Here is a 23,936-nt window from a genome sequence, read left to right on the forward strand (position 1 = left end):
TATGTCGACGATCGGCGACGAATTGTCCCGCGTGCGAGAGGAAATTGAAGAAGCCAGGCGCCACAGTTTGACGGGAGAGCCCGTTCAACTTATCGCCGTAACGAAAACTCACGGCGTCGATAGCATCGAAGAAGCCCTTCGACACGGGGTGACGGATATAGGCGAAAACAAAGTCCAGGAGCTTACGAAAAAAATTGATGTCCTGAAAGACCGTGTTCGTTATCATATGATTGGAAACTTGCAGTCAAATAAGGTAAAATATATCTACAAAGATGTCGTTTTAATCCATTCACTGGACAGATCGTCCTTGGCGAAGGAAATTCAAAAACGAGGATGCGAATCGGATCACGTGGTCCATTGTTTATTGGAAGTAAATATAGCCGATGAGGCGTCGAAAGGCGGCCTGGCCTACGATCAGGTTCTGCCATTTCTTGAATCCGTCATCGACTACTCCCACTTGAAAGTCGACGGGTTGATGACCGTCGCCCCCAATGTGCAGGACGAAGCTTACTTAAGGCAACTCTTTAGAAAGATGATGGCTTTAAAAGAAGATATCGCCGGCCGCCACTACGAGGGCGTAGACATGACCCATATGTCCATGGGAATGAGTCAAGACTTTCACATCGCCATTGAAGAAGGCGCAAATATGGTACGCGTAGGCAGTCGCATTTTCGGTGCACGACAATATTAAGGAGGATAACATGGCAGATTTTGGTAACAAATTAAAAAGGGCGTTCGGCTTCGGTGAAGATTACGAATACGACGACGAGTACGATTACGCGGAAGACGACGGTTTTCAAACGACGGAAGTCGAACCGATTACCACGACGCACTCTCACAAACCCGTCTCCCCTCGCAGAAAAGACAATGGCAATGTGTTGAGCATTCAAACGAAAGCCGCTATGGTCATTACCATTCACGAACCCTTGAGCTACGACGAATCTCCGAAAATCGTAGACGACTTAAAGGAAAACAAGGCCGTGGTCTTGAACTTCGAACAATTGGATTTAGATGTAAAGCGGGAAATTTTTGATTTCGTCAACGGCGCCCTTTACGCCGTCGAAGGCAAGATTCAAAAAGTCAACAAAGACATCTTCATCCTCGCTCCGGCAAATATCGCCATCGACGGGTTGAAGGAAGAATTACAAAACTCGGGCATCTTTCCTTGGTAAAGAGCCTTCGGAAGGATGAACTCCTTCGACACATACGAGAGCCAGAAAAAATCACTATGCTGCGCCACGTTCTGGATTTACCGGAAATCTGTTCGAGAAATTACAGGGCGACAGCTAGTGATTTTTTAGACCCTTATGAACTGTCCCTGGTCACGTCATTGGCCGTTCATTTTCCCTCGGTAGAAACTTTTATTTTTCCAGAGGGGAATTGGGAGCGAAAAATCGTCGTCTTCGCACCCTACGACGTGGAGGACGAATTTCTATCCGCCTTTCATTTGGAAGGCGCAGAGCCCATGGACCACAGGCAGGTGCTGGGTTCTATTTTGGGACTGGGCATCGAACGCAGCAAAATCGGCGACATTACTACCTTCGGCGACGAGGCCTATGTCATCGTCAAAAAAGAGATCGCAAACTTCCTCGCGGTAAATTTAAGAAAAATCGGATCCGCACCCATTCGTCTCAGAGAAATCGCCGCGGAAGCTGTGCCGGAAGCGGATGAGGATTGGGTCGAGTCCGCCGCCGTGGTCTCTTCCATGCGGCTGGATTCCGTGGTTCGCGCCGTGACCCACAAGTCCCGGGACGAGGTGAAGGGACTGATTTCAAAGGGATTGATTAAAATCAATTTTAGGCGGGCGGAAAAGCCCCACGAAATCATTGCCGGCGGAGATTTGTTGTCCGTGCGCGGTTTCGGTCGCATTAAAATCTTCGAGCCTTTGTACGAAACAAAAAAGGGCAAAGTGCGCTTTCGTTACGGAACTTTAGACGGCAGATAGGAGTTTTATGATTACACTTATTATTATTTTACTTATCGCCTTGGATCAGATCAGTAAACTGGTCGTCTTGAAACAATTGGCGGACGGCACGGTGGTGGATATTATTCCGGGTTTTTTCCGCCTGTTCTATGTGGAAAACCGCGGCGCCGCCTTCGGTATATTGCAGGAAGGCCGCCCGCTTTTTATCGTGATCACATTGGGGGTCATCGCCTTTTTGCTTTACGGCATTTATTTTAAGCGGGACGAGGTGAAGGGCATGCTTCGCGTGGCCTTAGTTTTGATTCTCGCCGGCGCCGTGGGCAACTTTATCGACCGGTTGCGCCTGCATTTCGTTGTAGACTTTTTGTCTTTCCGCTTTTTCGGACACGACTTCGCCGTCTTTAATTTGGCCGACGCCATGATCGTCGTGGGCACGATTCTCTTAATGGTTCACGTCTTTATCGGCGATGAAAAGAGCAGCCATGCTTCATAAATTTGTTGCGGAAGCCGGCGGAGGTCGCCTGGATAATTTTTTAGCCGACGCCATGGAAATGAGCCGCTCTCAAGTAAAAAAAGCCGTGGACGATGGCCGGGTGACGGTGAACGGCAAGGGGGAGAAGGCGGGTTATAAGCTGCAAGAGAAGGACGAGATCGCTTTCGAAGAAGAAGCCCCTTATGTCCTTGAGGCGAAATACGTGCCCTTCGATGTGCTCTATGAAGACGAGCACCTGGCATGTATCGACAAGCCCTACGGTCTGGTCGTCCATCCCGGAGCGGGCCGTGAGGAAGAGACCTTGGTTCACGGGCTCTTGGACCGATTCGATCATTTAGCTCAGGGAAGTGACCCTCTGCGCCCGGGCATCGTCCATCGCCTGGACAAGGACACCTCCGGCGTCATGGTGGTGGCGAAGACCGACGAGGCATATGAAGCCTTGGTGGAAGCCTTTCAAGAGCGGCGGGTGGAAAAGACCTATTACGCCGTTTGCCGCGGCGTGATTCGCCAAAAAGGCATCATCGATACGCCCATCGGCAGGGATCCGAAAAACCGCATTCGCATGGCGGCGGGGGTCTATCCGTCGAAAGAAGCGCTGACGGAATATACGCCCGTCCTCGCCTTTCGCGACTCCACTCTAATTCGCGTCGCCCTTCACACGGGCAGGACCCATCAAATACGGGTACATATGGCATCCGTGGGCCATGGCCTCTTGGGGGATCCCCTGTACGGCGCGAAGAACGACAGGGAGAAGGCGCTCTTGCTTCACAGTTATCGCCTGGCCTTTTCCCATCCGGTGACGGGTGAGGCCGTCATCGCCATATCGAAACTTCCCGAGCGCATGCTCGCTTACATTCGAAAGGAGAGAGGAGATCGATGCACAAGATTTTAGATGCCCTGGCCATGAAACGTGCCACGGCGCGGATCGCCAATGAAATTATCGAGCGCAACAAGGGCCTGGACGACGTGGTTCTCATCGGCATCGTGACGCGGGGCGAATTTTTTGCCCGACGCCTTCAGGAAAAAATGGAAGAGATCGAAGCCACTACCGTCCCGGTCTATGCCTTAAACCCGAGCTTCTTTCGAGACGATCGCCGGGAAGAGGCCTTTATGCCCATGGAATTTATGGGGAAGATCGACGGCAAGCGGGTGGTTCTCGTAGACGACGTGCTCTATACGGGGCGAACGGTGCGGGCCGCTATGGACGCCCTTATGGTCAAGGACCGACCGAAACAGGTGCAGCTGGTGGGTCTCATCGACCGGGGTCACAGAGAGCTGCCCATTCGCGGCGACTTTATCGGAAAGAACGTGCCTACGGCTCAATCGGAAAAAATCATCGTGCACTTTACGGAATGTGACGGCGAAGATGCCGTTTACGTGTCGGAATAAAAAACCCGGCGGCTTAATTATACTTAGCCGTCGGGAATTTTTTTGTTTTATAAAAGATCGATGCGCGCCTCGCGGGGCGTTCGATTCGACATAAAGACCTCGTCGATGGCACGGACGATGGCGCAGCGTACATCTTCAGACTTGGTGATGGTCATGGTCTCAGAAACGCCGGTGCAGTAGTTGACCACGTGGCAAATATTGGCGTAATGCAGGCCCAATTCCCGCGCAAGCACCACCTCGGGCACATTGGTCATACCCACCACGTCGCCTCCGATGGAAGCGTAAAATTTTATTTCCGTGCGGGATTCGAAGCGGGGGCCCTCCGTGGACACGTAAACGCCGCGGGGAAGTGTTTTGCCGAATGCCTTTTCAAATTCCCTATTTAATGTTTCGTCATAGGGCGCGTCCATGGCGATATGCTTGGCAAATTCATGATCTCCGTCGTAAAATGTATTGGCACGGGTTTTCGTAAAATCCAAAAAGTCGTCGCACAAGAGGACGGTGTCGGGGCCGTAAGTTTTTTTCAAGCTGCCCACGGCGCTGATGCCGTAAACTTCCGTGACGCCGATTTCCTTCAACGCCCAAATATTTGCCCGATAGGGCACCTTATGGGGCGGGATCGTGTGGTCCGTGCCATGGCGCGAGACGAAGACATAGGGCTTGCCTTCGGGATAAATAAGCTTGGCGTCGCCGTAGGGCGTGGAAAAAATTTCTTCTTTGGCGGGAGAGAAGGGCGCTTCAAAACCCGTACCGCCGATGATTCCGTAATGCATGATAACCTCGTTTCTCTTTGATGATTATGGTACTATTATACATGGAAAGTGAGGGACGTATGCATTTTGATGAAGATTTAGCTTACATGCTTCAGGCAGAGCATGTGGCCTATTATAAAGACGGCGCGGTCAATATCTTGGATCGGCGCATTTACCCGGTGCGTGTGGAGTACGTACGCTGTGAAAGCCACGTTCAAGTGCGCGACGCCCTGCGTGCCATGGTCACGCAATCGGCGGGGCCTTACACGGCGGCGGCTATGGGCATGGCCCTTGCCGCATATGAAGCGCGGGATTTAAAGGGCGAGAAGCGTCTTCGGTACTTAGAAGAGGCGGCGGAGGTACTGGCAAACGCCCGTCCGACCACGGCGAATCGCATGGCGCAGGTGACGAAGGGTGCCTTGGCAGTGGCGAAGGAGCATATCGACGACGGGGACTTGGATTTAATTTTGCGGGATCACGCCCTGCACTCCATGGAGAGGCGTTACGCCGCCATCAACCAGGTAGCCAAGCATTTTATGGCGGCCCTTCCCGAAAAGGGCACGGTGATGACCCAATGCTTCGGCGAGACCATTATCGGTATGTTGGGCCGAGAAATAAAAAAGACCGACAAAGACATCGCCTTCGTCTGCCCCGAAACGCGGCCCTTTTTGCAGGGCGCACGCTTTACGGCGTCGGTCTTGTCGCAAATGGGCTTCGATACCACGGTAATTACGGACAATATGGTGACATCCTATATGGAAAATCACGGCATCTCTCTGTTTACTTCGGCGGCGGATTCCATTTGCATGGACGGAAGCATCGTGAACAAGGTGGGCACCCATCAAATCGCCATTATCTGTAGCCACTTCGGTATTCCCTATTACGCCACGGGAATTCCCGATATGGACGTGCAAAGCGCCAAGGACATTACCATCGAAATGCGGGATCCGGAAGAGAGCTTAAGCGCCCACGGCATTAAGCACACGGCAGAGGGCGTGAAGGGCTATTATCCGGCCTTCGACATCACGCCGCCGAAACTGGTCACCGGCGTGGTGACGGATTTGGGAATTTTCCCCTCTCACGAACTGCAACAATACAAAGAGAAAAAAGGAGCGGGCGACTTTTATTTCGCCGTATAATATGAACGAGAATCTGGAAAAACAAATTGACTTTATCTACACGCTGGAAAAAATGAAGAGCGTGTATCGCCGCACCCGCCTGCTTCACGCCGACCGCTACGAAAACGACGCGGAGCACAGCTTTCATATCGCCGCCATGGCCTTTCTTTTAAAGGAATATGCGCCGAAGGATGTGAACATGGAGCGGGTGGTGTACATGCTTTTGTTCCACGATGTGGTGGAAATCGATGCGGGGGACACCTTCGCCTACGACGTGGAGAACAACAAGACCAAGCGCGAAAGGGAAGTGCGCGCGGCGGAGCATTTGTACGGCATGCTTCCCGAGACTCAGGGCGAAGAGCTCAGGGCTCTGTGGGAAGAATTTGAAGCGCAAGTGACGCCGGAATCCCACTTCGCCTTGGCCATGGACCGCATCGAGCCCATCCTTTTAAACGCCGCCGGCGGCGGAGGCACGTGGAAAAGCAATGAGATTCGGAAAGAAGACGTCTATAATCGCATCGAGCCGGTAAGGAAATTTCCGCCCTTGTACGCCATGATTAAAGAAAAGGTCGATGCTTATTTTAAATAGAGAGGTGACCCATGACGAAAATATTACTCGTCGAGGACGAAGTGTCCATTCGCAAGTTTATTAAGATCAATTTAGAACGGGAAGGCTTTGAAGTTTTCGAAGCGGGAAGCGGCGAAGAGGGATTGGAAACTGCCGAAAGGGAAAAGCCCGCCATCGTTCTTCTGGACATTATGTTGCCCGGGATGGACGGCTTTGAGGTCTGCGATAAGCTGAGAAAATCCTTTCCCCATCTGGGGATTATTATGCTCACGGCAAAGGCCGAAGACTACGACAAGATCATGGGCCTTCAAAGCGGCACCGACGATTATTTAACCAAGCCCTTTAATCCCACGGAGCTGACTCTTCGCATTAAATCTCTGGAGCGCCGCTTAGGTTCTGACAACAAGGAAGAGAAGAAGGGCGAGCGCTTCTTGGAATCGGGAATGTTCAAAGTGGACGTTTACGGCCATAAATTCTATAAAAACGGCGTGGAAGTGGAATTGACACCGACGGAACATGAAATCGTCAAATTCTTTATTACCAATGCCAATCGCGCCTTGAGTCGCGACGAAATTTTAAACGCCGTTTGGGGCGAAGAATTTTTAGGCGACAGTAAAATCGTGGACGTTAACATTCGGCGCCTCCGCTCCAAAGTGGAAGAAGACGCCGCTCATCCCGTCTATATCGAAACCGTTTGGGGCGTCGGCTATCGCTGGAAAAACGCCGCGAAGTAACGATGAAACACTCCATTCGAAAGACGCTGACGAGAAATTTCGTCGCGCTGATTCTCTTAACCGTCAGTCTCCTGGACCTGGCGTTGATTTTCGGCTTTCGCGAATACACCTATAACGGCGTGAAATTTTACTTAAATCAACAGCTGAACAGCTCCATCTACACCTACGAACGCTATTTTAAAAGCAGCAGCCTGGACGAGCTCTTGGCCGGCGATTACGATATCATCTTTTATCAATTCGGAGGTCAGGTGCAGATGATCGATAAGGACGCCCAGCTGGTTTACGATTCCATCGGCGCTATTAACGATCCGGTGAAGGATTATCCCGATGTGCTTCAGGCATTGAAGGGGAAGGACGGTTTTCGCATCGGGCCCGTGCCTTTTTCCGACACGAAAGTCCTCTCCGTTTCCCGTCCCCTTTACTCACAGGACGACGAAGTCATCGGCGTCTTGCGCTACTCATCGTCTTTGGCGCCGGCCATTCATTCCGTGTGGACGCTGAGCCGCTACCTTTTGGTCTTAACGGCCTTTGTCATCGCCATCGCCATTATAGCCAGCCGCATGCTTTCAAAGAGCATTACCCGTCCCATCGAGGAGATTCAATCCACGGCCATTCAATTGGCGGACGGTCAGTACAAAAAGCACATCGTTATGAAGCGGGACGACGAATTGGGTCAGTTGGCTCAATCCATTAACACCCTGGCGGCGGAAATCGTGCGCAAGGAACAGGTGAAGAACGACTTTATCTCCTCCATCTCCCACGAGCTTCGCACGCCGCTCACGTCCATCAAGGGCTGGGCAGCGGTGCTCAAGGACACGGATCCCGCGGAGACCGACGTCATGAACGAGGGCTTTGAAATTATTGAAAGGGAAACCGACCGCCTGTCGAAAATGGTGGAAGAGCTTTTGGACTTTTCACGATATATTTCCGGGCGCATCACCTTAAAAAAAGATCGCTTCGATATTACTTCCACCTGCGAGGATGTATTTAAGCAGATGAAGCCCCGGGCCATGAAGGAATCCATTCATTTAATCAACGAGATTAACGAAGAGGTGGTGCTTCTCACGGCGGATGAGGACCGCTTGCGACAAGTGCTCATCAATCTCATCGACAACGCCATTAAATTCACCGACGCCGGGGGATGGGTGTTATTTGAAGCGCGGAAAAATTTCCCAAATTACGAAATGATTATCTCCGACAACGGTGTAGGCATGGACGAAAACGAGCTGGCCCTTGCCAAGGAAAAGTTTTATAAGGGCAAACACTCCAATTCTCACTCGGGCCTTGGCCTGTCCATCGCCGATGAGATCGTGAAGCTGCACAGCGGCACCATACAGATCGTTTCGGAAAAATCCGTCGGGACCACGATTCGCATCATGATACCTTTGGGAAGCGAGGCGGAAGCATGAAAAAACTGATTCTTCTTTTGCTGCTGCTATTAACCGCCTGCGGACCCGTCAAGGGCGACTACCGCATCACCGAAAAGCCACAGATCAATCGATCGCCTCTGCAGGGGCGCTGGGTCGTGACGAAAATTCAAACCGTCACCGACGAAAGCAAGGATCTGCGACCCATCATCGGCTCCGAAGCCATATTCGCCCCCAATGTCGCCATCTTTAACGACCAACGGATCGACAAGGTCACCTATGTCATCCGAAAAGGAAAGACTGACTATTTAATGAAATTAGGGTATAATAAAACGAAAGATGACGTCGGCATTGCCGGGGACGATTTATTTATTATCGACATCTACCAAGACGACCAATTGCTATTCACCGTGTATCGGGAGAAGGATGACGTGGCTTATATCGACATCTACGGAAATCTCCTGCAGTTAGTCAAGACGAAAGGCACCCTGGACGAGCGTCAACTGAAAAACCTGATGGAACAAGCCGACCCGAAGAAGACCTATTACTCACGGGTGCCCGGTAAGTAGGAGGATGACATGTTATCGAAAATTTCTGAAAGTCTGAATGGAAATTTAACCTATATAGCGATTTTGGTTTTGGCCGTGATCGTCGCTTTGATACTGACCTTCGTCATAAATATGATGGGTAAGCAAATGAAATTTTTGCGCTACCTGCCCGGCCTCGGCTTGGTTTTTATCGGCATGTTTTCGCTGATCATGGTTTTAAACCGACTCTTCGAACGCTCCAGTCTGAATTATATTTTTATTTCGGTGGTCTGTATTACGGCGGGAATTTGTTCTCTGCTCTTCGCTTTGTGCATCGGCATCTACAACAAAGACCGCTATCCCGACACTCGCAAAGACATGGATCGTCGCCGAAGGGAAAGCTAAATAAAACGAAAAAAGAGTTTGTCGCCCGGTGCGGCAAATTTTTTTATGAGCACAAAAATTTCGTGAGGATGATAGATCGAGTTCCATCATTATACGCACCGCGATGAAATTTTTATAAGCCTATAAAATATCTCCGATAAAACAATTGTTTCGAAACCTGATTTAGTATATATTATTGAGTAAAGCAGGGAGGAATTATGAACATCGGCGAAACAGGAGAGAGGATTGCGGCGAGGTTTTTGCAGAAACAGGGGCACGAAATCCTCGAGCGAAACTTTCGTTTTAGGCATGGTGAAATCGATATCATAAGCTTTACGAAAGGCCTCGTCGTCTTTACGGAAGTGAAGACAAGGACCAACGTAAGCTACGGCGATCCGAAGGATGCCGTGGATGTCTTTAAACGTCGCCAGATCTACATGACGGCGGAGCAATACCTTGCGAATCGTTCAACCTTTTATCGCGGAGCTCGTTTCGACGTCATCGAAGTGTTTTTAACGGATCAGCCGATGATTCATCACATAAAGAATGCCTTCGATGGAAATGACTTGGGGGAATGACATGTATGCCAGAGTGAAAACCTGTAGCTTAGAGGGATTGGAAGGATTCGTCGTGGAAGTCGAATGCGATTTGAGTCGCGGGCTTCCGCGATTTCTTATGGTGGGATTGCCCGACGCGCAAATCAGGGAATCTGGCGAACGGGTTCATGCGGCGATAAAAAACATCGGCATGCCCTATCCGCAACAGCGAATCACGGTGAATTTATCACCCGCCAATCGCAGAAAAGACGGCTCACAAATGGATTTGGCCGTGGCCGTGTCTGTCTTAGCCGCAGAGGGCTTCGGCGATCCTCATCTCATCGATGACTACATATTTTTAGGAGAGCTTCAGCTTAACGGAGAAATTTCCGCTATTCGCGGCGCCCTGCCCATGGTGATCTCCCTCAGAGAGTTGGGCTACAAGAAATTTATCGTCCCCAAGGCCAACGAAAACGAAACCGCCATTGTTCGGGATGTTAACATTTACCCCGTATCCAGTTTAAAGGAAGTGGTGTCTTTTCTCACTGGCGAGTCTACCATCGAAGAGGCGACGGTGGAAAATCCCATGGAGCATATGAAATCCTTTGACGTCGACTTTGCCGATATTAAAGGCCAAAGCCAGCTGAAGCGTGCTTTGGAGGTGGCGGCGGCGGGAGCTCATAATCTCTTAATGATCGGTCCGCCCGGAAGCGGCAAGAGCATGAGCGCCAAGCGGCTGCCCACCATATTGCCTGGCATGACCTTTGAAGAGGCCATCGAGGTGACGAAGATCTATTCCGTGTCCGGGCTGTTGGCAGAAAACCGCCTGATGACGGAGAGGCCCTTCCGCTCGCCTCACCACACGGCATCCGGCGTCTCCCTTATCGGTGGTGGCCGCATCCCAAAGCCCGGGGAAATATCCTTGGCCCATCGCGGCGTCTTGTTCCTCGACGAAATCCCCGAATTTCAATCCAGCGTGCTTGAGGTTTTGCGCCAGCCAATGGAGGACGGAAAGATCCACGTGGCGCGGGCGACGGCGAGCTTGGAATTCCCCGCGGATTTTCAGCTTATTGCCTCTATGAACCCCTGTCCCTGCGGCTATTACCAAGATCCAAATCACGAATGCAGCTGCAGCATGCAGCAGATCCAAAAGTACTTGAGCAAGATTTCCCACCCGCTCCTCGACCGCATCGATTTGCAGGTGGAGGTGAAGCCCATCAGCTACGAGGACATGAAGGACAATGTGAAGGGCGAGGATTCAAAAACCGTGCGGGAGCGCGTAGAGCGTGCGAGAGGCTTTCAAAAGGCTCGCTTTGAAGGCACGGATATTATAACCAACGCAGGCATTCCCGATCGCTACGTGGAAAAATATTGTAAGCTGACGCCGAACTCGCAGAAGCTTTTGGACATGGCCTATAAGAAGTATAAATTCAGCGGCAGATCCCTTCACAAGGTGTTGAAGGTGGCGAGGACCATTGCCGATCTTCGCGACGGCGGTCCCATTACGGATCAGGATGTTTTAGAAGCGGTGCGCTACAAATCAGTGGAGGGAAAATATTGGTCGGAATAAGAGAAGATCTGAGAGAGCTTTTGATCCGCCTGTCTCTCGCCGGCATGCCAAACGAAGAGCTTATTGAGCTTTACGGCCACTTAACGGAAGACGAGGGGCAGCTGACGTTTCTCGAAGGAGAAAATATTCCCCAAAAATTAAGAGAACGGACTAACATGTTTTTGGACCGAGACATCAGTAAGAGACAGAAGGTCATTGACGCACAGTGCATTCAGATTTTGGTCGTCGGCGACGATTTTTATCCGGAAAAGCTTGCCCTGACGCCGGATCCGCCCATGGTTATCTACGCCATCGGAAATTTAGAGCTTATGGCCAAGCCCTCGCTTTCCGTCGTCGGCGCGAGAAAGCATACGGACTACGGCCAACGTGTCTGCAAAAAATTCGTTTCGCAGTTGGCTTCCTCCGGTCTCGTCATTATCAGCGGACTCGCCTTGGGCATCGATAAGCTGGCGCATCAGGCGACCTTGGATGCCGAGGGAGAGACCATTGCCGTATTAGGTAACGGCATCGGCGACTGCTATCCCAGAAGCAACCGCGCCTATTACGAAGCTATTAAATCCACGGGTTTAATTCTAAGCGAATACCCGCCCTGTACGTCGCCTCAGCCTTTTCGCTTTCCCGAGCGCAATCGCATCATTGCTGCGCTGGGCGACGGCGTGCTGGTGGTAGAGGCCAAGGAGAAGAGCGGCTCTTTGATCACGGCGCGCTTGGCGGCGGAATACGGACGGGAAGTCTTTGCTGTCTGCGGCAATGTGGATTCCATTTACAGTCAGGGAACGAACCGCCTGATTTTCGACGGCGCATCCATCGCTTTGTCGCCGGAGGATATTTTAAATCATCCCGTCTATCAGATGAGTAAGAAAAAATCTTTGCCGAATCTTTCCGATCTCACTTTGGAAGAAAAAACATTGTATGATAGTATAGTGGACGGTCATCAGAATACGGAAGACCTTATGGCTCACGTCGGTTGGGACATTAACGATGTGTTGAGCGTATTGACCATGTTGGAATTAAAAAATATGATTACAGGTGTCGATAGTGATTGCATCGAAATATTATAGAGCAGGAAAGGATTTGGGATAGCTTGGCTAGAAATCTGATTATCGTCGAGTCGCCGACAAAGGCAAAGACCATTCGAAAAATGGCGGGAAGCCATTACAAGGTCGTGGCCACCGTAGGCCACATTCGCGATTTGCCGAAGTCAAAATTAGGCATTGACATAGAAGACAATTACGAACCGAAATACATTAACATACGGGGCAAGGGGCCGGTGATTAAAGAGCTGAAGGCGGAAGCGAAAAAAGCGAACAAAGTCCTTCTCGCAACCGACCCGGATAGGGAAGGGGAGGCCATCAGCTGGCACTTAACCCATATTTTAGACATGAACCCCGAGGACAACGTGCGTATTTCTTTCAATGAAATTACGAAAAACGCCGTGAAAAACGGCATAAAAAATCCGCGGCCCATTAATATGGAGCTGGTGGACGCTCAACAGGCACGCCGCATTCTGGACCGCCTGGTGGGCTATAAAATCAGCCCCCTTTTGTGGAAAAAGGTAAAGTCCGGCCTCAGTGCCGGGCGGGTTCAATCCGTCGTCTTAAAAATTATTTGCGACAGGGAAGAGGAGATCAAGGAATTCGAGCCTTCCGAGTATTGGACCATTGTTGCGAAGGCTGTAAAAAATCGCAAGAGCTTTGAAGCTAAGTACTTCGGCACAATGAAGGGCGGAAAAATTCAATCGGTTTCTTTACAAAATAGAGGCGATGTGGACGCGGCCCTTAAGCGCATGAACGAAAAGGAGCTCGTGGTTTCCGATATCCAAAAGGGCTCCAGAAAAAGGCGCACCCTGCCGCCCTTTACCACATCCACCATGCAGCAGGAGGCGAATAAGCGCCTGAACTTTACGACGCGAAAAACCATGCAGCTGGCTCAGAGACTCTACGAAGGGATCTCGGTGCCCGGAGAAGGCTCTGTCGGTTTGATTACCTATATGCGTACGGACTCAACGCGGATTTCTGAGCAGGCCGTGGCACAAACCAAGGCCCATATTTTAAAGGCTTACGGCCAAGAGTACAGCGCACCGTCGACGTGGTCGAAGAAAAAAGAAAATACTCAGGACGCTCACGAGTGTATTCGCCCATCGGATGTCAATCGTACGCCGTTGAGCATTAAGGACAGCTTGGGACGAGACGAATTCCGCCTCTATCAATTGATCTGGTCTCGCTTCGTGGCATCTCAAATGACCGAGGCCCTTTACGATACACAAAAAGTAAAGCTGGCGAGCAATTCGGAAATGTTTCAGCTGAACGGAAATACCTTGGTCTTCGACGGCTTTTTACGGGTGTTCCCTTCAAAGGAACAAAGGGACAAGGAAGTCCCGGCGTTTGAGGTGGGGGAACATTTAAAAGTAAAAGAAATGCTGCCTGAGCAACACTTCACTCAACCGCCGGCTCGCTACAACGAAGCATCGTTGATTAAACTCTTGGAAGAGCTGGGCATCGGACGTCCCAGTACCTATGCGCCGATAATAAATACGCTTCTCTCCAGATATTATGTGGTAAGCGAAGAGCGACGCTTCGTGCCCACGGAGCTGGGCGAGACGGTGAACGATCTTTTAACCGAATACTTCCCCATGTTTGTGGACGAGGCCTTTACGGCAAAGATGGAGCACAGCTTGGATGCCGTGGCCGACGGCGATATGGTCTGGCAAGAGGCCGTGGATCCGGTGTACAAGCAATTGGCGAAGTATTTGGTTCATGCGGAAGAAGAAATCGAAAAAGTTGAAATTCGCGACGAGCCTACCGATGTCATCTGCGAAAAATGCGGCAGAAACATGGTGATCAAAATGGGTCGCTACGGAAAATTCCTTGCCTGCCCTGGCTTTCCCGAGTGTCGAAACACCAAGGCATTGGTTGAAAAGGTCGGCGTGAAGTGCCCGAAATGCGGCGACGGAGAGGTGGTCATCAAAAGGAGCAAGCGGGGACGTAAATTCTATGGCTGCGAAAAGTATCCCGACTGCGACTTCGTTTCCTGGGATGAGCCTATTGACGAGCGCTGCCCCAAATGCGGCGATATCTTGACGAAAAAGGTCACGAAAAAAGGTACTCGCATCCAATGCCACAATCCGGATTGCGATTACGTGCGTGCTGAAAAAAACGAAGGCAATGAAAAATAATCATTTAAGAAACGACTTATTTTCAAAGGACTGTTTTGGGGGTTAGGATGGACAAGAAATTAAACTTTTCCGCTTCGAAAGGCGATAATATCCGAAATAGTCAAACCACTTCTCAAGGTGGCGTCCTTAGTGCGGTCGAATTAAGTCAAACTATATTAAATGATGCCGCAGAAGCGTGTTGTTCCGACGTGCATATAGAGCCTGCCGGCGAGAGCTGGCGGGTCCGTATGCGTCGTAACGGCACGCTTTTTTTGTACGGCACCTATCCCAAAAGCGCCTACTCCGAGTTTGTGACGCGGATTAAATTTCTTTCCACCATGGACATCGGCGAAAAGCGCAGACCTCAGGACGGCCGATTCACCTTTGAATACGGCGGACGAAGTGTAGACGTGCGCGCCTCGGCCATTCCTGTAAAAGGGGATGAGAAGCTGGTGCTACGTCTTTTGGATCGCACGGGCCTGGACTACACGCCGGAAGGCATCGGCTTAGGCGGAAGTAATTTGGAGCTGGTCCGAAAATTACTGCGCCAGCCCCTTGGCCTGGTCCTGATCTGCGGGCCTACGGGCTCGGGCAAGACCTCCACCCTCTATACATTTATTCAGCTGTTAAACCGCGTTGAGCGAAATATTTTGACCATTGAAGATCCCGTGGAGTTCGATATCGACGGCATAAATCAAATGCAGGTGAATCCCAAGGCGGACATAACCTTTTCCACGGGCCTTGAAGCCATGCTGAGGCAGGATCCGGAGGTCATGATGGTCGGCGAGGTGCGCTCCATGGAAACGGCGGAAATCGCTCTGCGCTCTTCCATTACGGGCCACTTGATTTTTTCCACCCTACATACGACGGATTCACCTTCGGCCATTATTCGTCTCATGGACATGGGCGTGGAGCCCTACATGCTTTCGGCGGGAATCATCGGCGTCATCTCCCAGCGCCTGGTGCGAAAGCTTTGCGATCATTGCAAAAGAGAAGTACATACGACAGACGATTATTTCCAAATTGAAGGCACTACCTATGAGGCGGTGGGCTGCGATAAATGCTTCGAAGGCTATACGGGGCGGGAGGCCGTATTTGAAATTATGGTGATGGATGAAAAAATTCGCTCCCTCATTAAGTCCGGCGTCTCCTTGGACGCCTTAAAGGACGCGGCGATGGACTCGGGCATGAAACCCTTGAAGGAAGCTCTCAGAGAGAAAATTCTACAGGGAAGCATCAGCATCGACGAAGCATACCGCACTATTATGACCATGTAGGTGAGCCATGAAATACAAATATAAAATGATCGGCCCGTCATCCGACCTTGCCACAGGAGAAATGGATGCAGGCAGTGTGGCGGAAGTGAAGGACCGACTTCACGAAGGCGGCTACCGCATTATATCCATTGAAAAGGCGGGTGGAAAATTTAAATTAACAGCGCCGCGGCGAATGCTGCCTAAGGGGCAGCTGGCGGTTTTGTTTTCTCAGCTGGCTCTCATGTCTTCCGGCGGCTTGGACTTAGTTACGGTCATGGAGCTAATGGCCCGCCAGAGCAAAGGGCTTCAACGGGAGAAGCTCGAATTTATCGTGGAATCGGTAAGGCAGGGGAAGCTACTGTCTGAGGCCTTTGCCGAGGCCGATTGTTTTCCCCGTTTCGTCCCAGGCATGATTAAGAGCGGCGAAGCGGCAGGGACCCTGGGTGAAATTTTTCATCAGCTGGCGGATTTTTTCGACGACGAACAGCAAATGCATCGGAAATTGACTAACGCCTTGGCCTATCCGGTCATCCTTATGATTACATCTTTTTTTGTCTTGCAGGTCGTGCTTCACTCGGTGCTCCCCGTGTTCACCGATGTGTTCGAATCACAACAGGTGCCGCTTCCGATCATGACCCGCATGCTTATCGCCTTGGCCCGCCACTTTGAACGCTTCGGCCTGATATATTTCATCGCTTTATTACTGGCGGCGCTCGTGATTCTCGTGATAAAAAACCATCCGAGGACGTCGGAGGACTTTTACAGACGGCTCTACCACATGGCCTTGGCCACGCCTTTTTACAGAGATCCCTTCGAGCTGCGCCAGCTGCGAACCATGAAAATGCAAATGGACAATGGCGTGGACCTGCTGCGAATTATCGAAAACATGAATGCGGGTTCCGAAAATCCTTACATTCAACACCAAGCCTCGAATATGATTCAAGGCTTAATGAAAGGGGAGGAGCTGTCCAAGGTGATGAACGAAAGCGATCTGTTTAAGGAGCAGAATTGTTCGTTTGTCGCCCTGGGAGAAGCTTCATCGGCGGTAAGCGACATGCTGAGTGTGGCGATTCACTTGGAAGAGGGACGGCAAAAAAATCGCGCCGAGCGCATCAGCGTCTATTTGGAACCGGCACTGATTTTAATTATGGCCGCCGTCGTCGGATTTATTATTTTTTCTATCGCCATTCCCATGTTCGACATGGTAAATAGTTTTTAGGAGGAAATCATGAAGAAGAAAAAGGCATTTACTCTCATCGAACTGATTATCGTCATTGCGATTTTGGCGCTTCTCATCGCCATTGCCATTCCCAAATATCAACAGTCCAATTTAAGCGCTCAAGCCACGGCTCACAATGCCAATGTGCGGGTATTAAAAAATGCGGCGATTCTTTACTCCATCGACCATCCCGAGGATAAGGACATACAAGAAGACGAAATTAAACCCTATTTGGAATCCGGGGAATTTCCCAAGCCGGCGAAGGCTTTGAATGTAGATAAATTTACCGTCGAATTAAATAGCGGACAGGTGATTGTAAAGCCGGGCCCCGTAAAAGTCTTTGAAAAGAAGCTTGTACCGGACAATTCGAAGAAATGATTCTCCTGTATTTTGCGGCTTTTTTTCTGGCAGCATCCATCGTTTCTTTTTTTAATCTCTACGACGAGAGGCGCAGGCGGGGAGAGGAGTGGATCCGTTCGAGAAGCCACTGCGACGCATGTGGGCGGAGGATCCCCTGGCCCTATTTGATTCCCGTCTTGGGTTATCTATTGGCTAACGGCCGCTGCACTTGCGGCGAGAAAATCTCCTTCTTTCATCCGTTGACGGAAGCCATCGGCGGCATCCTCGTCGTCTTCTTATCTGTTCGTAACGGCATGGATAGTAGAACTTTGTTTTGGGTCGCGGGCATTTTCATTCTCTATCTTATGGCCGTGGAAGATTGTCGCAACCGGGACGTGTACACGAAGGATTTAATCGTCGGCGGAATGATTTTCACCTCGGGACTTTTTTTCAAAAACACCATTTATCCCCTAAGCGGCCTCTTTATTTTACTTATCATGGGCGCACTTTATCTTCTCTTTCCGAAGGCCGTGGGCGAAGGCGACATTTATTACGCCTCCTTGTTGGCTCTTGGCATCGCCGGCATATGGAATAGCTATTTATTTTTCACCTGTGCCTTTGTGACGGCGGCCATTGTGGGCGGTGGATTATTCTTATTTAAGCTGACCAAGGAGAGGGCCTTTCCCATGTTTCCTTTTTTCCTTTGGGCCTATGTGGTGGTTGAGAATTTTTTATTATAGAAATGGGCGGTTTTCCATTAAATTTTCGTATTCATGGGATATAATGCCTGTAGGAGGGTAAGATGAACTTGTTTAATAAAAATGAAGCGATTGTATATTTTGAAGATCGCCGCTGTTACGTCGTTAAGTACGGTGATAAAGACGCAAACGGCGAGCTTCATTCCTTTGATATACCGTTGAACGTCGTCAACGACGGCCACATTTCCGACAGCGCTCAATTACATTATTTGCTCAAAAAAACCTTGGAAGAAAACGGCCTGACTAAGTCTAAGGCGTTATTTGTCATCAATTCAAGCTTGGCAGTGAACCGCACCATGCACGTGCCGTCTATGACGGAAAAGGAACGGGCCTCTTTAATCGAAAACGAAAGCCCGTCCCTGTTTCCACAAGACTTGGAAGATTACGCCATGGAATCGGTGGATTTGAAAAGCGACGACGATGTCAACCACCTGCTGATCACCATTTGTCCCGAAGAGACCTTGGATGGATATCGGGATTTGGCGAAAAAATGCGAATTGAAGCTTCGCGGCATCATTCCTTTTTCCACTTTGTGCCTGGAATACGACCATTGGTTGGGCGGCAGTCGAATTAATTTCATCGGTACGAGCCATTTGGGCTTTTATTACGGCCATGAAAACCGCTACTTCGATCGCACGGAAGTCAACGACGCCGTGTTGGATTTCATGAGCAGAAATGAATTGGAGGCCGAAGACGTTCTGCGCATTAAAGACGATAATTACGACGGCCGCATGAGCGATGTGGACCGACCGAACATCATGATGGACATGCAGTCGGCCTATTACGAAGCCTTGAGCCATGTGGAGCACATGGGCGGCGATTTTTCTCTTACAGACAGACAGTTTATTGCCGGTTCTTTCGTGGAAAGCGGATTATTTAGTGATTTAATGGACGATGAAACCTATCGTCCGCTATTGCTGATCGATATTTTCTCCTCGGCTCTGGACAATCCCAATGCCACCGGTCTTTTTATGAAAAACAAAGGCCCCGGAGGTTTAAGTAAAAATTACTATATTCCCGCGGCAGGGCTCGTACTGGCCTTTGTCATTTTAATCGGATCGTTTATTTACGGCGAAAAATTGAAACAACAAAATCGCGATCTCATCGTCACCACCCACGAGCAGGAAAAGGCTCAGGAAGGTGAAATGCCGTCTACGGAAAACGGCGACGTTCAAAGTTCCGTCGACGTGGCCGATGCCATTACAAAAATTAAAACCTCCGCGCCGGATACATTGACCGTGACGGGTCTGGACTATCAAGGCGGCACCTTATCCATTCGCGGAGAAACAAAGGACGCCAATGTGGTTCAATCCTGGTGCAAGCAATTGAATGATCTATTAAAAGTCAAAGTGGAAGAAGAACCGACGGCGACGGTAGCCGATGTGGTGTACTTCCAACTAACCGCTTATTTATCCGGCGGTGAAGGGGACAATTCCTCTGAGCCCGGATCGGATGAAGCCAATATGAATGATGGCAATGCTTCCGACACCATGTCAGGCAACGAAACCAATAGCGACATGGGAAGCATTTAGAGGCCATTCATGAAAATTTTTAAAGATGTAGGAAAATTATCCAATGAAGATTTGGATGCCATGATTCTTTCGAAGCTAGAATCAAAGCGCAAGGAAGTATTAGGAGCATCCTCCATCGGAGAAGACACGGCATTGCTTGACTTGGAAGGCGATTACGTGGTTTTAAGCAGCGATCCCATCACCGGTGCCGCCGAGAATTTAGGCACACTGGCCATTCATATCAGCGTCAACGACGTGGCGACGAAATCCGCCGATGCCGTCGGCGTCCTGCTCACTTTGTTGCTACCGGTGAACACCTCGTCGAGAGACATCGAGACCATTATGGCCGATGCCCAAAGGGCGGCGGATGAAGTGAATATGGATATTATCGGCGGCCACACGGAAATAACGGATGCCGTGTCAAAGCCTGTAATGATATCAACGGTTATCGGTCGCGTCGCCAAAGAGCATATGCCCGATCCGAGTGCCCTCAAACCCGGCGATGTGGTGGCCATGAGTAAGTACGCAGGTCTGGAAGGTACGGCGATTTTGTGTACGGACTGTGCTCATGGGTTGAAGGATATGGGGGATGAGCTTCTTTCCCAAGGTCAAGAGCTGATGAAGGAATTGAGCGTTCAAAAAGAAGGCGAAGCGGCGGCAAGCTATAGCATCCGCGCCATGCACGATGTCACCGAAGGCGGCGTGGAAGGCGCCATTTGGGAGATGGCTCAGGCACTCGGCGTCGGCATGTACATCGAAAAAGATGCTATCCCCGTTCTCGATTCGACCAAAGCGCTGGCCAAGATAGCCGATATCGATTTGTACCGACTTATATCAAGCGGATCCATGTTGGTCGTTATGGATCGGGACGATTTTGAACCTATGCGGAAGGAATTGGAAGAGCGATCGATATTATTTACGAAAATCGGCGAGATCGCAGGCGATTCCCGCGTCATTTATAAAAACGCGGAAGGAGAAGAAGCCATTCCCTCTCCCGGTCCCGACGAGTTATACAGTGCCCTTTTAAAGTTACAGTAAAATTACAAAATCCCGTAAGTGTTTGACATTTCAAGGCGGGGCAAGGATAATTAGGGTGACAAATTGTTACGAATTAAAGGAGGTTCTTTTGAAGCGATTCATACAGAGTCTCGCACTTTGCTTTGCTTTTCTGTTAGTACTTACGGGATTTTCAGAAGCGGCCGGTGCGACTTTAAGAGTCAAAACAAACGGCAACAGCCGCAGAGTCGGCACGGCCAATGTTAAGGTCAACGGATTCGATTTATATTGTAAATACAAACCCTATGTAGAAAACGGACGCACCTTCGTCCCCATTCGCGAGCTGACGGAACTGATGGGCGCCAATGTAAAATGGAATCAAAACACCCGTTCGGTCAGCATCTCCATGCAGGACAAAGACATAAAATTAAAAATTAATAGCTCAGTCGTCTATGTAAACGGTAAGAAAATGCAAATGGACAGCGCCTCTGTTCCCAAACTGACTGAATATACGGAACAAGGCAGGGCCTGTAAAACTATGGTGCCCTTGCGATTTTTATCGGAGTCCTTGGGCTTTGCTGTGAATTGGGATCAAGGCAAGCGGCTGGCCACCATCGATAACGGCGTAGTGCAAGCACCGAAACAAACACAATCGTCTCAAAAGGCGGAAAAACCGGCTGTGAAAGCAAAGGATCCTGCCCCAATGCTAAAAGCACCGGAGGTCAATCAAGCGAAACCGCAGCCCATGAACAAGGGTCAGAAGAAGGATATCACCATTGTCGTAGACCCCGGTCACGGAGGCCATGACTCCGGTGCTCTCGGAGTTGACAATACGACGGAAAAATCCTTGACTCTTCGCTTGGCGCCTCGCGTCGCAAGCTTGTTACGGCAACGGGGATACAATGTCATCATGACCCGTACCACCGACGAATTTATTGCATTGAGTAAACGGGCTGAAATTGCCAATGAAAACAATGCGGAAATTTTCGTCAGCATTCACTTTAACTCCGCGTCCAGCCCTTCGGCTTATGGAATCGAGGTCTTGTATGCCTCTGAAAACGATGTGGATCGCAAGAAGGATGCCGGCGATCAAACGAGACTGGCCCGAGAAGTGTTAAACAGTGTGCTGAAAGAAACCGGCGCTAATAATCGCGGCATTAAAAATCGTCCGGAGCTCGCCGTACTTCGCAGAACGAATATGACGGCATGTTTAGTCGAGGGCGGCTTTATGTCCAATCCCGACGAGCTTGATAAAATCAAGAGCGACAGTTATTTGGATAAATTGGCCGTCGGCATCGTCAACGGCATCGAAAATTACAATCGCAAATACATGTAAGGAAGGCAGAAAGCCTTCCTTTTTTAAAGGAGAGCCTATGAACATCATCGTTTCAACGGACAATCAACATAAGCTAAAGGAAATTCGCGAGCTGGTCGAGGGAAAATGCCACGTTCTTTCGAAGACGGAGGCAGGCTTCGGTGACATCCATCCGGTAGAAGACGGAGACAGTTTGGAAGAAAATGCCCTTATAAAAATCAAGCCTCTTCAGGGTGAAGTCGTGATCGGCGACGACACGGGTTTATTTGTCCAAGCCCTGGACGGACGTCCGGGCGTCTACTCCGCACGCTATGCCGGCGAAGACGGAAACGATGAAAAAAATCGCGAGAAGCTATTGCGGGAGATGAAGGATAAAACCGATCGGCGGGCTTATTTCAAAACCGTTATCGCCGTGAAGCGCGGAGACGATATTTACTCGGTGGAAGGAGTTTGCCCCGGGCGGATCACGGAAACGGCAAGGGGAGAGGGCGGCTTCGGCTACGATCCGCTCTTTGTTCCCGAGGGCTATGAAAAGACCTTTGCCGAGATGACGGATCAGGAGAAAAATGCCGTCAGCCATCGAGGCCGTGCGCTTCGCGCCTTCGTGGAGTCCTTGGGCCTATAAAAATATTTGACATGGATATTAAATGATGTTAATATATATCCATCGTCAAATTTTATGGTGGGTATGGCCTAGTAGGTTAAGGCGCCAGATTGTGGTCCTGGAGATCGTGGGTTCGATTCCCACTATCCACCCCATAATCCTTCGGGATTTCAACTCGCGTAAGCGAGCATGCGGGAATGGCGGAATTGGCAGACGCGCTAGACTTAGGATCTAGTGTCAACGACGTGGGGGTTCAAGTCCTCTTTCCCGCACCATGCAGACTCCCCAAGTCGAGTTCCCATGAGCTCGATGGCGGGTGTCCTATCGACGATTTTAACCCTACAGCTCTTTAAAGCTGTAGGGTTATTTTTTTGCTAAAATTTCCTACTTTTCTCAAACGGTTGAATGACGAGGAGTGTTTATATTACAATAGATTGGACCGAGTAGAGGTATTCACCGAAGGTTTTATATAAAGGGGAATCATATGAAGATAGCTTTTGATTGTCAGGGCGGCGATCACGCGCCGGTGGCCATCGTACAGGGAGCACTGAAGGCAAAGGATGCTTACGGCATTGAACCGTACTTTTTCGGCGATGCAACTGTGCTCGCTGAATTTGATGGCGTGGACGAGGCACATATCGTGCACTGCTCTTCGTCTATTACACAGGACGAAAGTCCGGCCTTAGCCATAAGGAAAAAGAAGGACAGCGCCATAGTTCAGGGCCTTGTCGCCTTGAAAGAGGGGAAAGTCGACGGCATGATCAGCGCAGGGAGCACCGGCGCCTTGTTGGCCGGCGGCATGTTCATCGTCAAAAGAAAAGAAGGCGTGGAACGGGCAGCCCTTCCTGTCTTTTTAGAAATCAGCGGCCAAAAGAAATTGATTTTGGATGTGGGGGCCAATATGGACGCCTCTCCCGAGCTGCTGTTAAGCTTTGCGAAGATGGGTCTGGACTATTTACGCCGTGTAGAAGGTCTGGACGATGCAACGGTGGCGCTTCTAAATGTAGGCACGGAAGAGGGCAAGGGTAATCAACAGGTAAAAGCCGCTTATGAATTTATGGCTAACGAGCTGGATAGCTTCAAGGGCAATATCGAAGCGCGAGATGTTCTCTTTAACAATGTGAATGTCATCGTCGCCGACGGCTTTGCCGGAAACATCATGCTTAAAACCATCGAGGGAACGGTAGGCTATATTCAACAAGGGATGAGATCTCTAGCTAAGGGAAGCGATCATGGGGGAGAAATAAAAATGCTCGGTCAAAAATTACTGGGCGATCTCGATTACAGCCGCTACGGCGGCGTCCCCCTGCTCGGTTTGGACAAGCCGGTATTTAAAGCCCACGGTTCGTCGAATGAAGAAGCGATCCTTTCGGCAACGGTGGCACTGATAAAAATGGTTCGCGGGGAAGAGAGAGAATAAAG

General features: G+C 50.2%; 26 protein-coding genes and 2 tRNA genes. 27 read left to right on the forward strand and 1 reads right to left on the reverse strand.

What is annotated here, in order from left to right; all coding sequences use genetic code 11:
- Position 1 precedes the first annotated feature (1 nt).
- From BQ7397_RS05395 to pyrR, 6 genes are read left to right on the forward strand one after another with little or no spacing between them, the layout of a single operon-like run.
- A complete protein-coding gene (locus BQ7397_RS05395) occupies positions 2–691 on the forward strand; it encodes a YggS family pyridoxal phosphate-dependent enzyme (protein ID WP_077075094.1) in 690 nt (229 codons plus the stop codon).
- Between the two features lie 10 nt (positions 692–701).
- Complete coding sequence (locus BQ7397_RS05400) at positions 702–1,172, forward strand: cell division protein SepF (protein ID WP_077075095.1); 471 nt, start codon at positions 702–704, stop codon at positions 1,170–1,172.
- A gap of 56 nt (positions 1,173–1,228) precedes the next feature.
- On the forward strand, positions 1,229–1,945 hold the full coding sequence (locus BQ7397_RS05405; protein WP_077075096.1) for a YlmH family RNA-binding protein: 717 nt from the start codon (positions 1,229–1,231) through the stop codon (positions 1,943–1,945).
- Between the two features lie 7 nt (positions 1,946–1,952).
- Entirely contained in the window at positions 1,953–2,417 is a 465-nt protein-coding gene (gene lspA, locus BQ7397_RS05410; protein ID WP_077075097.1) for a signal peptidase II, read from the forward strand.
- Positions 2,407–3,309, forward strand: coding sequence for an RluA family pseudouridine synthase (locus BQ7397_RS05415; protein ID WP_083703432.1), 903 nt, complete (start codon positions 2,407–2,409; stop codon positions 3,307–3,309). The genes lspA and BQ7397_RS05415 overlap by 11 nt, the downstream gene beginning before the upstream one ends.
- Positions 3,294–3,806, forward strand: a complete 513-nt coding sequence (pyrR, locus tag BQ7397_RS05420) for a bifunctional pyr operon transcriptional regulator/uracil phosphoribosyltransferase PyrR (RefSeq protein WP_077075099.1) — start codon at positions 3,294–3,296, stop codon at positions 3,804–3,806. The genes BQ7397_RS05415 and pyrR overlap by 16 nt, the downstream gene beginning before the upstream one ends.
- Before the next feature lie 47 nt (positions 3,807–3,853).
- Here pyrR and BQ7397_RS05425 read toward each other — a convergent pair whose 3' ends face one another.
- Positions 3,854–4,579, reverse strand: a complete 726-nt coding sequence (locus BQ7397_RS05425; RefSeq protein WP_077075100.1) for an MTAP family purine nucleoside phosphorylase — start codon at positions 4,577–4,579, stop codon at positions 3,854–3,856.
- Positions 4,580–4,638: 59 nt separating this feature from the next.
- Between BQ7397_RS05425 and BQ7397_RS05430 the strand changes: the two genes are divergently transcribed.
- From BQ7397_RS05430 to BQ7397_RS05530, 21 genes are all read left to right on the forward strand, one after another.
- Entirely contained in the window at positions 4,639–5,697 is a 1,059-nt protein-coding gene (locus BQ7397_RS05430; RefSeq protein ID WP_144019978.1) for a s-methyl-5-thioribose-1-phosphate isomerase, read from the forward strand.
- A gap of 1 nt (position 5,698) precedes the next feature.
- The gene (locus BQ7397_RS05435; RefSeq protein ID WP_077075102.1) at positions 5,699–6,265 is read left to right on the forward strand and encodes an HD domain-containing protein; all 567 of its coding nucleotides are present in this window, start codon (positions 5,699–5,701) and stop codon (positions 6,263–6,265) included.
- Between the two features lie 11 nt (positions 6,266–6,276).
- Entirely contained in the window at positions 6,277–6,978 is a 702-nt protein-coding gene (locus tag BQ7397_RS05440) for a response regulator transcription factor (RefSeq protein ID WP_077075103.1), read from the forward strand.
- A 2-nt stretch (positions 6,979–6,980) separates the two neighbouring features.
- Positions 6,981–8,387, forward strand: coding sequence for a sensor histidine kinase (locus BQ7397_RS05445; RefSeq protein ID WP_077075104.1), 1,407 nt, complete (start codon positions 6,981–6,983; stop codon positions 8,385–8,387).
- A complete protein-coding gene (locus BQ7397_RS05450; RefSeq protein ID WP_077075105.1) occupies positions 8,384–8,914 on the forward strand; it encodes a hypothetical protein in 531 nt (176 codons plus the stop codon). Before BQ7397_RS05445 ends, BQ7397_RS05450 begins: the two co-directional genes overlap by 4 nt.
- A gap of 9 nt (positions 8,915–8,923) precedes the next feature.
- Positions 8,924–9,277: a hypothetical protein gene (locus tag BQ7397_RS05455; RefSeq protein ID WP_077075106.1), complete on the forward strand. Its 354-nt coding sequence runs from the start codon at positions 8,924–8,926 to the stop codon at positions 9,275–9,277.
- 197 nt (positions 9,278–9,474) lie between these two features.
- Entirely contained in the window at positions 9,475–9,834 is a 360-nt protein-coding gene (locus BQ7397_RS05460; RefSeq protein WP_077075107.1) for a YraN family protein, read from the forward strand.
- A 1-nt stretch (position 9,835) separates the two neighbouring features.
- Complete coding sequence (locus BQ7397_RS05465) at positions 9,836–11,362, forward strand: YifB family Mg chelatase-like AAA ATPase (protein ID WP_077075108.1); 1,527 nt, start codon at positions 9,836–9,838, stop codon at positions 11,360–11,362.
- Positions 11,350–12,423, forward strand: a complete 1,074-nt coding sequence (gene dprA, locus BQ7397_RS05470) for a DNA-processing protein DprA (protein ID WP_083703433.1) — start codon at positions 11,350–11,352, stop codon at positions 12,421–12,423. Before BQ7397_RS05465 ends, dprA begins: the two co-directional genes overlap by 13 nt.
- Before the next feature lie 23 nt (positions 12,424–12,446).
- On the forward strand, positions 12,447–14,537 hold the full coding sequence (gene topA, locus BQ7397_RS05475; RefSeq protein WP_077075109.1) for a type I DNA topoisomerase: 2,091 nt from the start codon (positions 12,447–12,449) through the stop codon (positions 14,535–14,537).
- 47 nt (positions 14,538–14,584) lie between these two features.
- Positions 14,585–15,793, forward strand: coding sequence for a GspE/PulE family protein (locus BQ7397_RS05480; protein WP_077075110.1), 1,209 nt, complete (start codon positions 14,585–14,587; stop codon positions 15,791–15,793).
- Between the two features lie 7 nt (positions 15,794–15,800).
- A complete protein-coding gene (locus BQ7397_RS05485; protein WP_077075111.1) occupies positions 15,801–16,991 on the forward strand; it encodes a type II secretion system F family protein in 1,191 nt (396 codons plus the stop codon).
- A gap of 9 nt (positions 16,992–17,000) precedes the next feature.
- Positions 17,001–17,369 carry a prepilin-type N-terminal cleavage/methylation domain-containing protein gene (locus BQ7397_RS05490; protein ID WP_077075112.1) on the forward strand — a complete coding sequence of 123 codons (369 nt, stop codon included), beginning with the start codon at positions 17,001–17,003 and terminating at the stop codon, positions 17,367–17,369.
- Positions 17,366–18,070 carry a prepilin peptidase gene (locus BQ7397_RS05495; protein WP_077075113.1) on the forward strand — a complete coding sequence of 235 codons (705 nt, stop codon included), beginning with the start codon at positions 17,366–17,368 and terminating at the stop codon, positions 18,068–18,070. The genes BQ7397_RS05490 and BQ7397_RS05495 overlap by 4 nt, the downstream gene beginning before the upstream one ends.
- A 62-nt stretch (positions 18,071–18,132) precedes the next feature.
- Positions 18,133–19,620, forward strand: coding sequence for a type IV pilus biogenesis protein PilM (locus tag BQ7397_RS05500; RefSeq protein ID WP_077075114.1), 1,488 nt, complete (start codon positions 18,133–18,135; stop codon positions 19,618–19,620).
- A 9-nt stretch (positions 19,621–19,629) separates the two neighbouring features.
- On the forward strand, positions 19,630–20,637 hold the full coding sequence (locus tag BQ7397_RS05505; RefSeq protein ID WP_077075115.1) for an AIR synthase family protein: 1,008 nt from the start codon (positions 19,630–19,632) through the stop codon (positions 20,635–20,637).
- An 88-nt stretch (positions 20,638–20,725) separates the two neighbouring features.
- Positions 20,726–21,931: an N-acetylmuramoyl-L-alanine amidase gene (locus BQ7397_RS05510; RefSeq protein WP_077075116.1), complete on the forward strand. Its 1,206-nt coding sequence runs from the start codon at positions 20,726–20,728 to the stop codon at positions 21,929–21,931.
- A 37-nt stretch (positions 21,932–21,968) separates the two neighbouring features.
- Positions 21,969–22,535, forward strand: coding sequence for an RdgB/HAM1 family non-canonical purine NTP pyrophosphatase (rdgB, locus tag BQ7397_RS05515; RefSeq protein WP_077075117.1), 567 nt, complete (start codon positions 21,969–21,971; stop codon positions 22,533–22,535).
- A 57-nt stretch (positions 22,536–22,592) separates the two neighbouring features.
- A tRNA-His gene (locus tag BQ7397_RS05520) sits at positions 22,593–22,669 on the forward strand.
- A 36-nt stretch (positions 22,670–22,705) separates the two neighbouring features.
- Positions 22,706–22,789: transfer RNA gene (locus BQ7397_RS05525), tRNA-Leu, on the forward strand.
- A gap of 209 nt (positions 22,790–22,998) precedes the next feature.
- Positions 22,999–23,934, forward strand: a complete 936-nt coding sequence (locus BQ7397_RS05530; protein ID WP_083703434.1) for a phosphate acyltransferase — start codon at positions 22,999–23,001, stop codon at positions 23,932–23,934.
- The last annotated feature ends 2 nt before the right edge of the window (positions 23,935–23,936 follow it).

Source organism: Aedoeadaptatus urinae, from assembly GCF_900155585.1.
In the GTDB taxonomy this organism is placed as follows: domain Bacteria; phylum Bacillota; class Clostridia; order Tissierellales; family Peptoniphilaceae; genus Aedoeadaptatus; species Aedoeadaptatus urinae.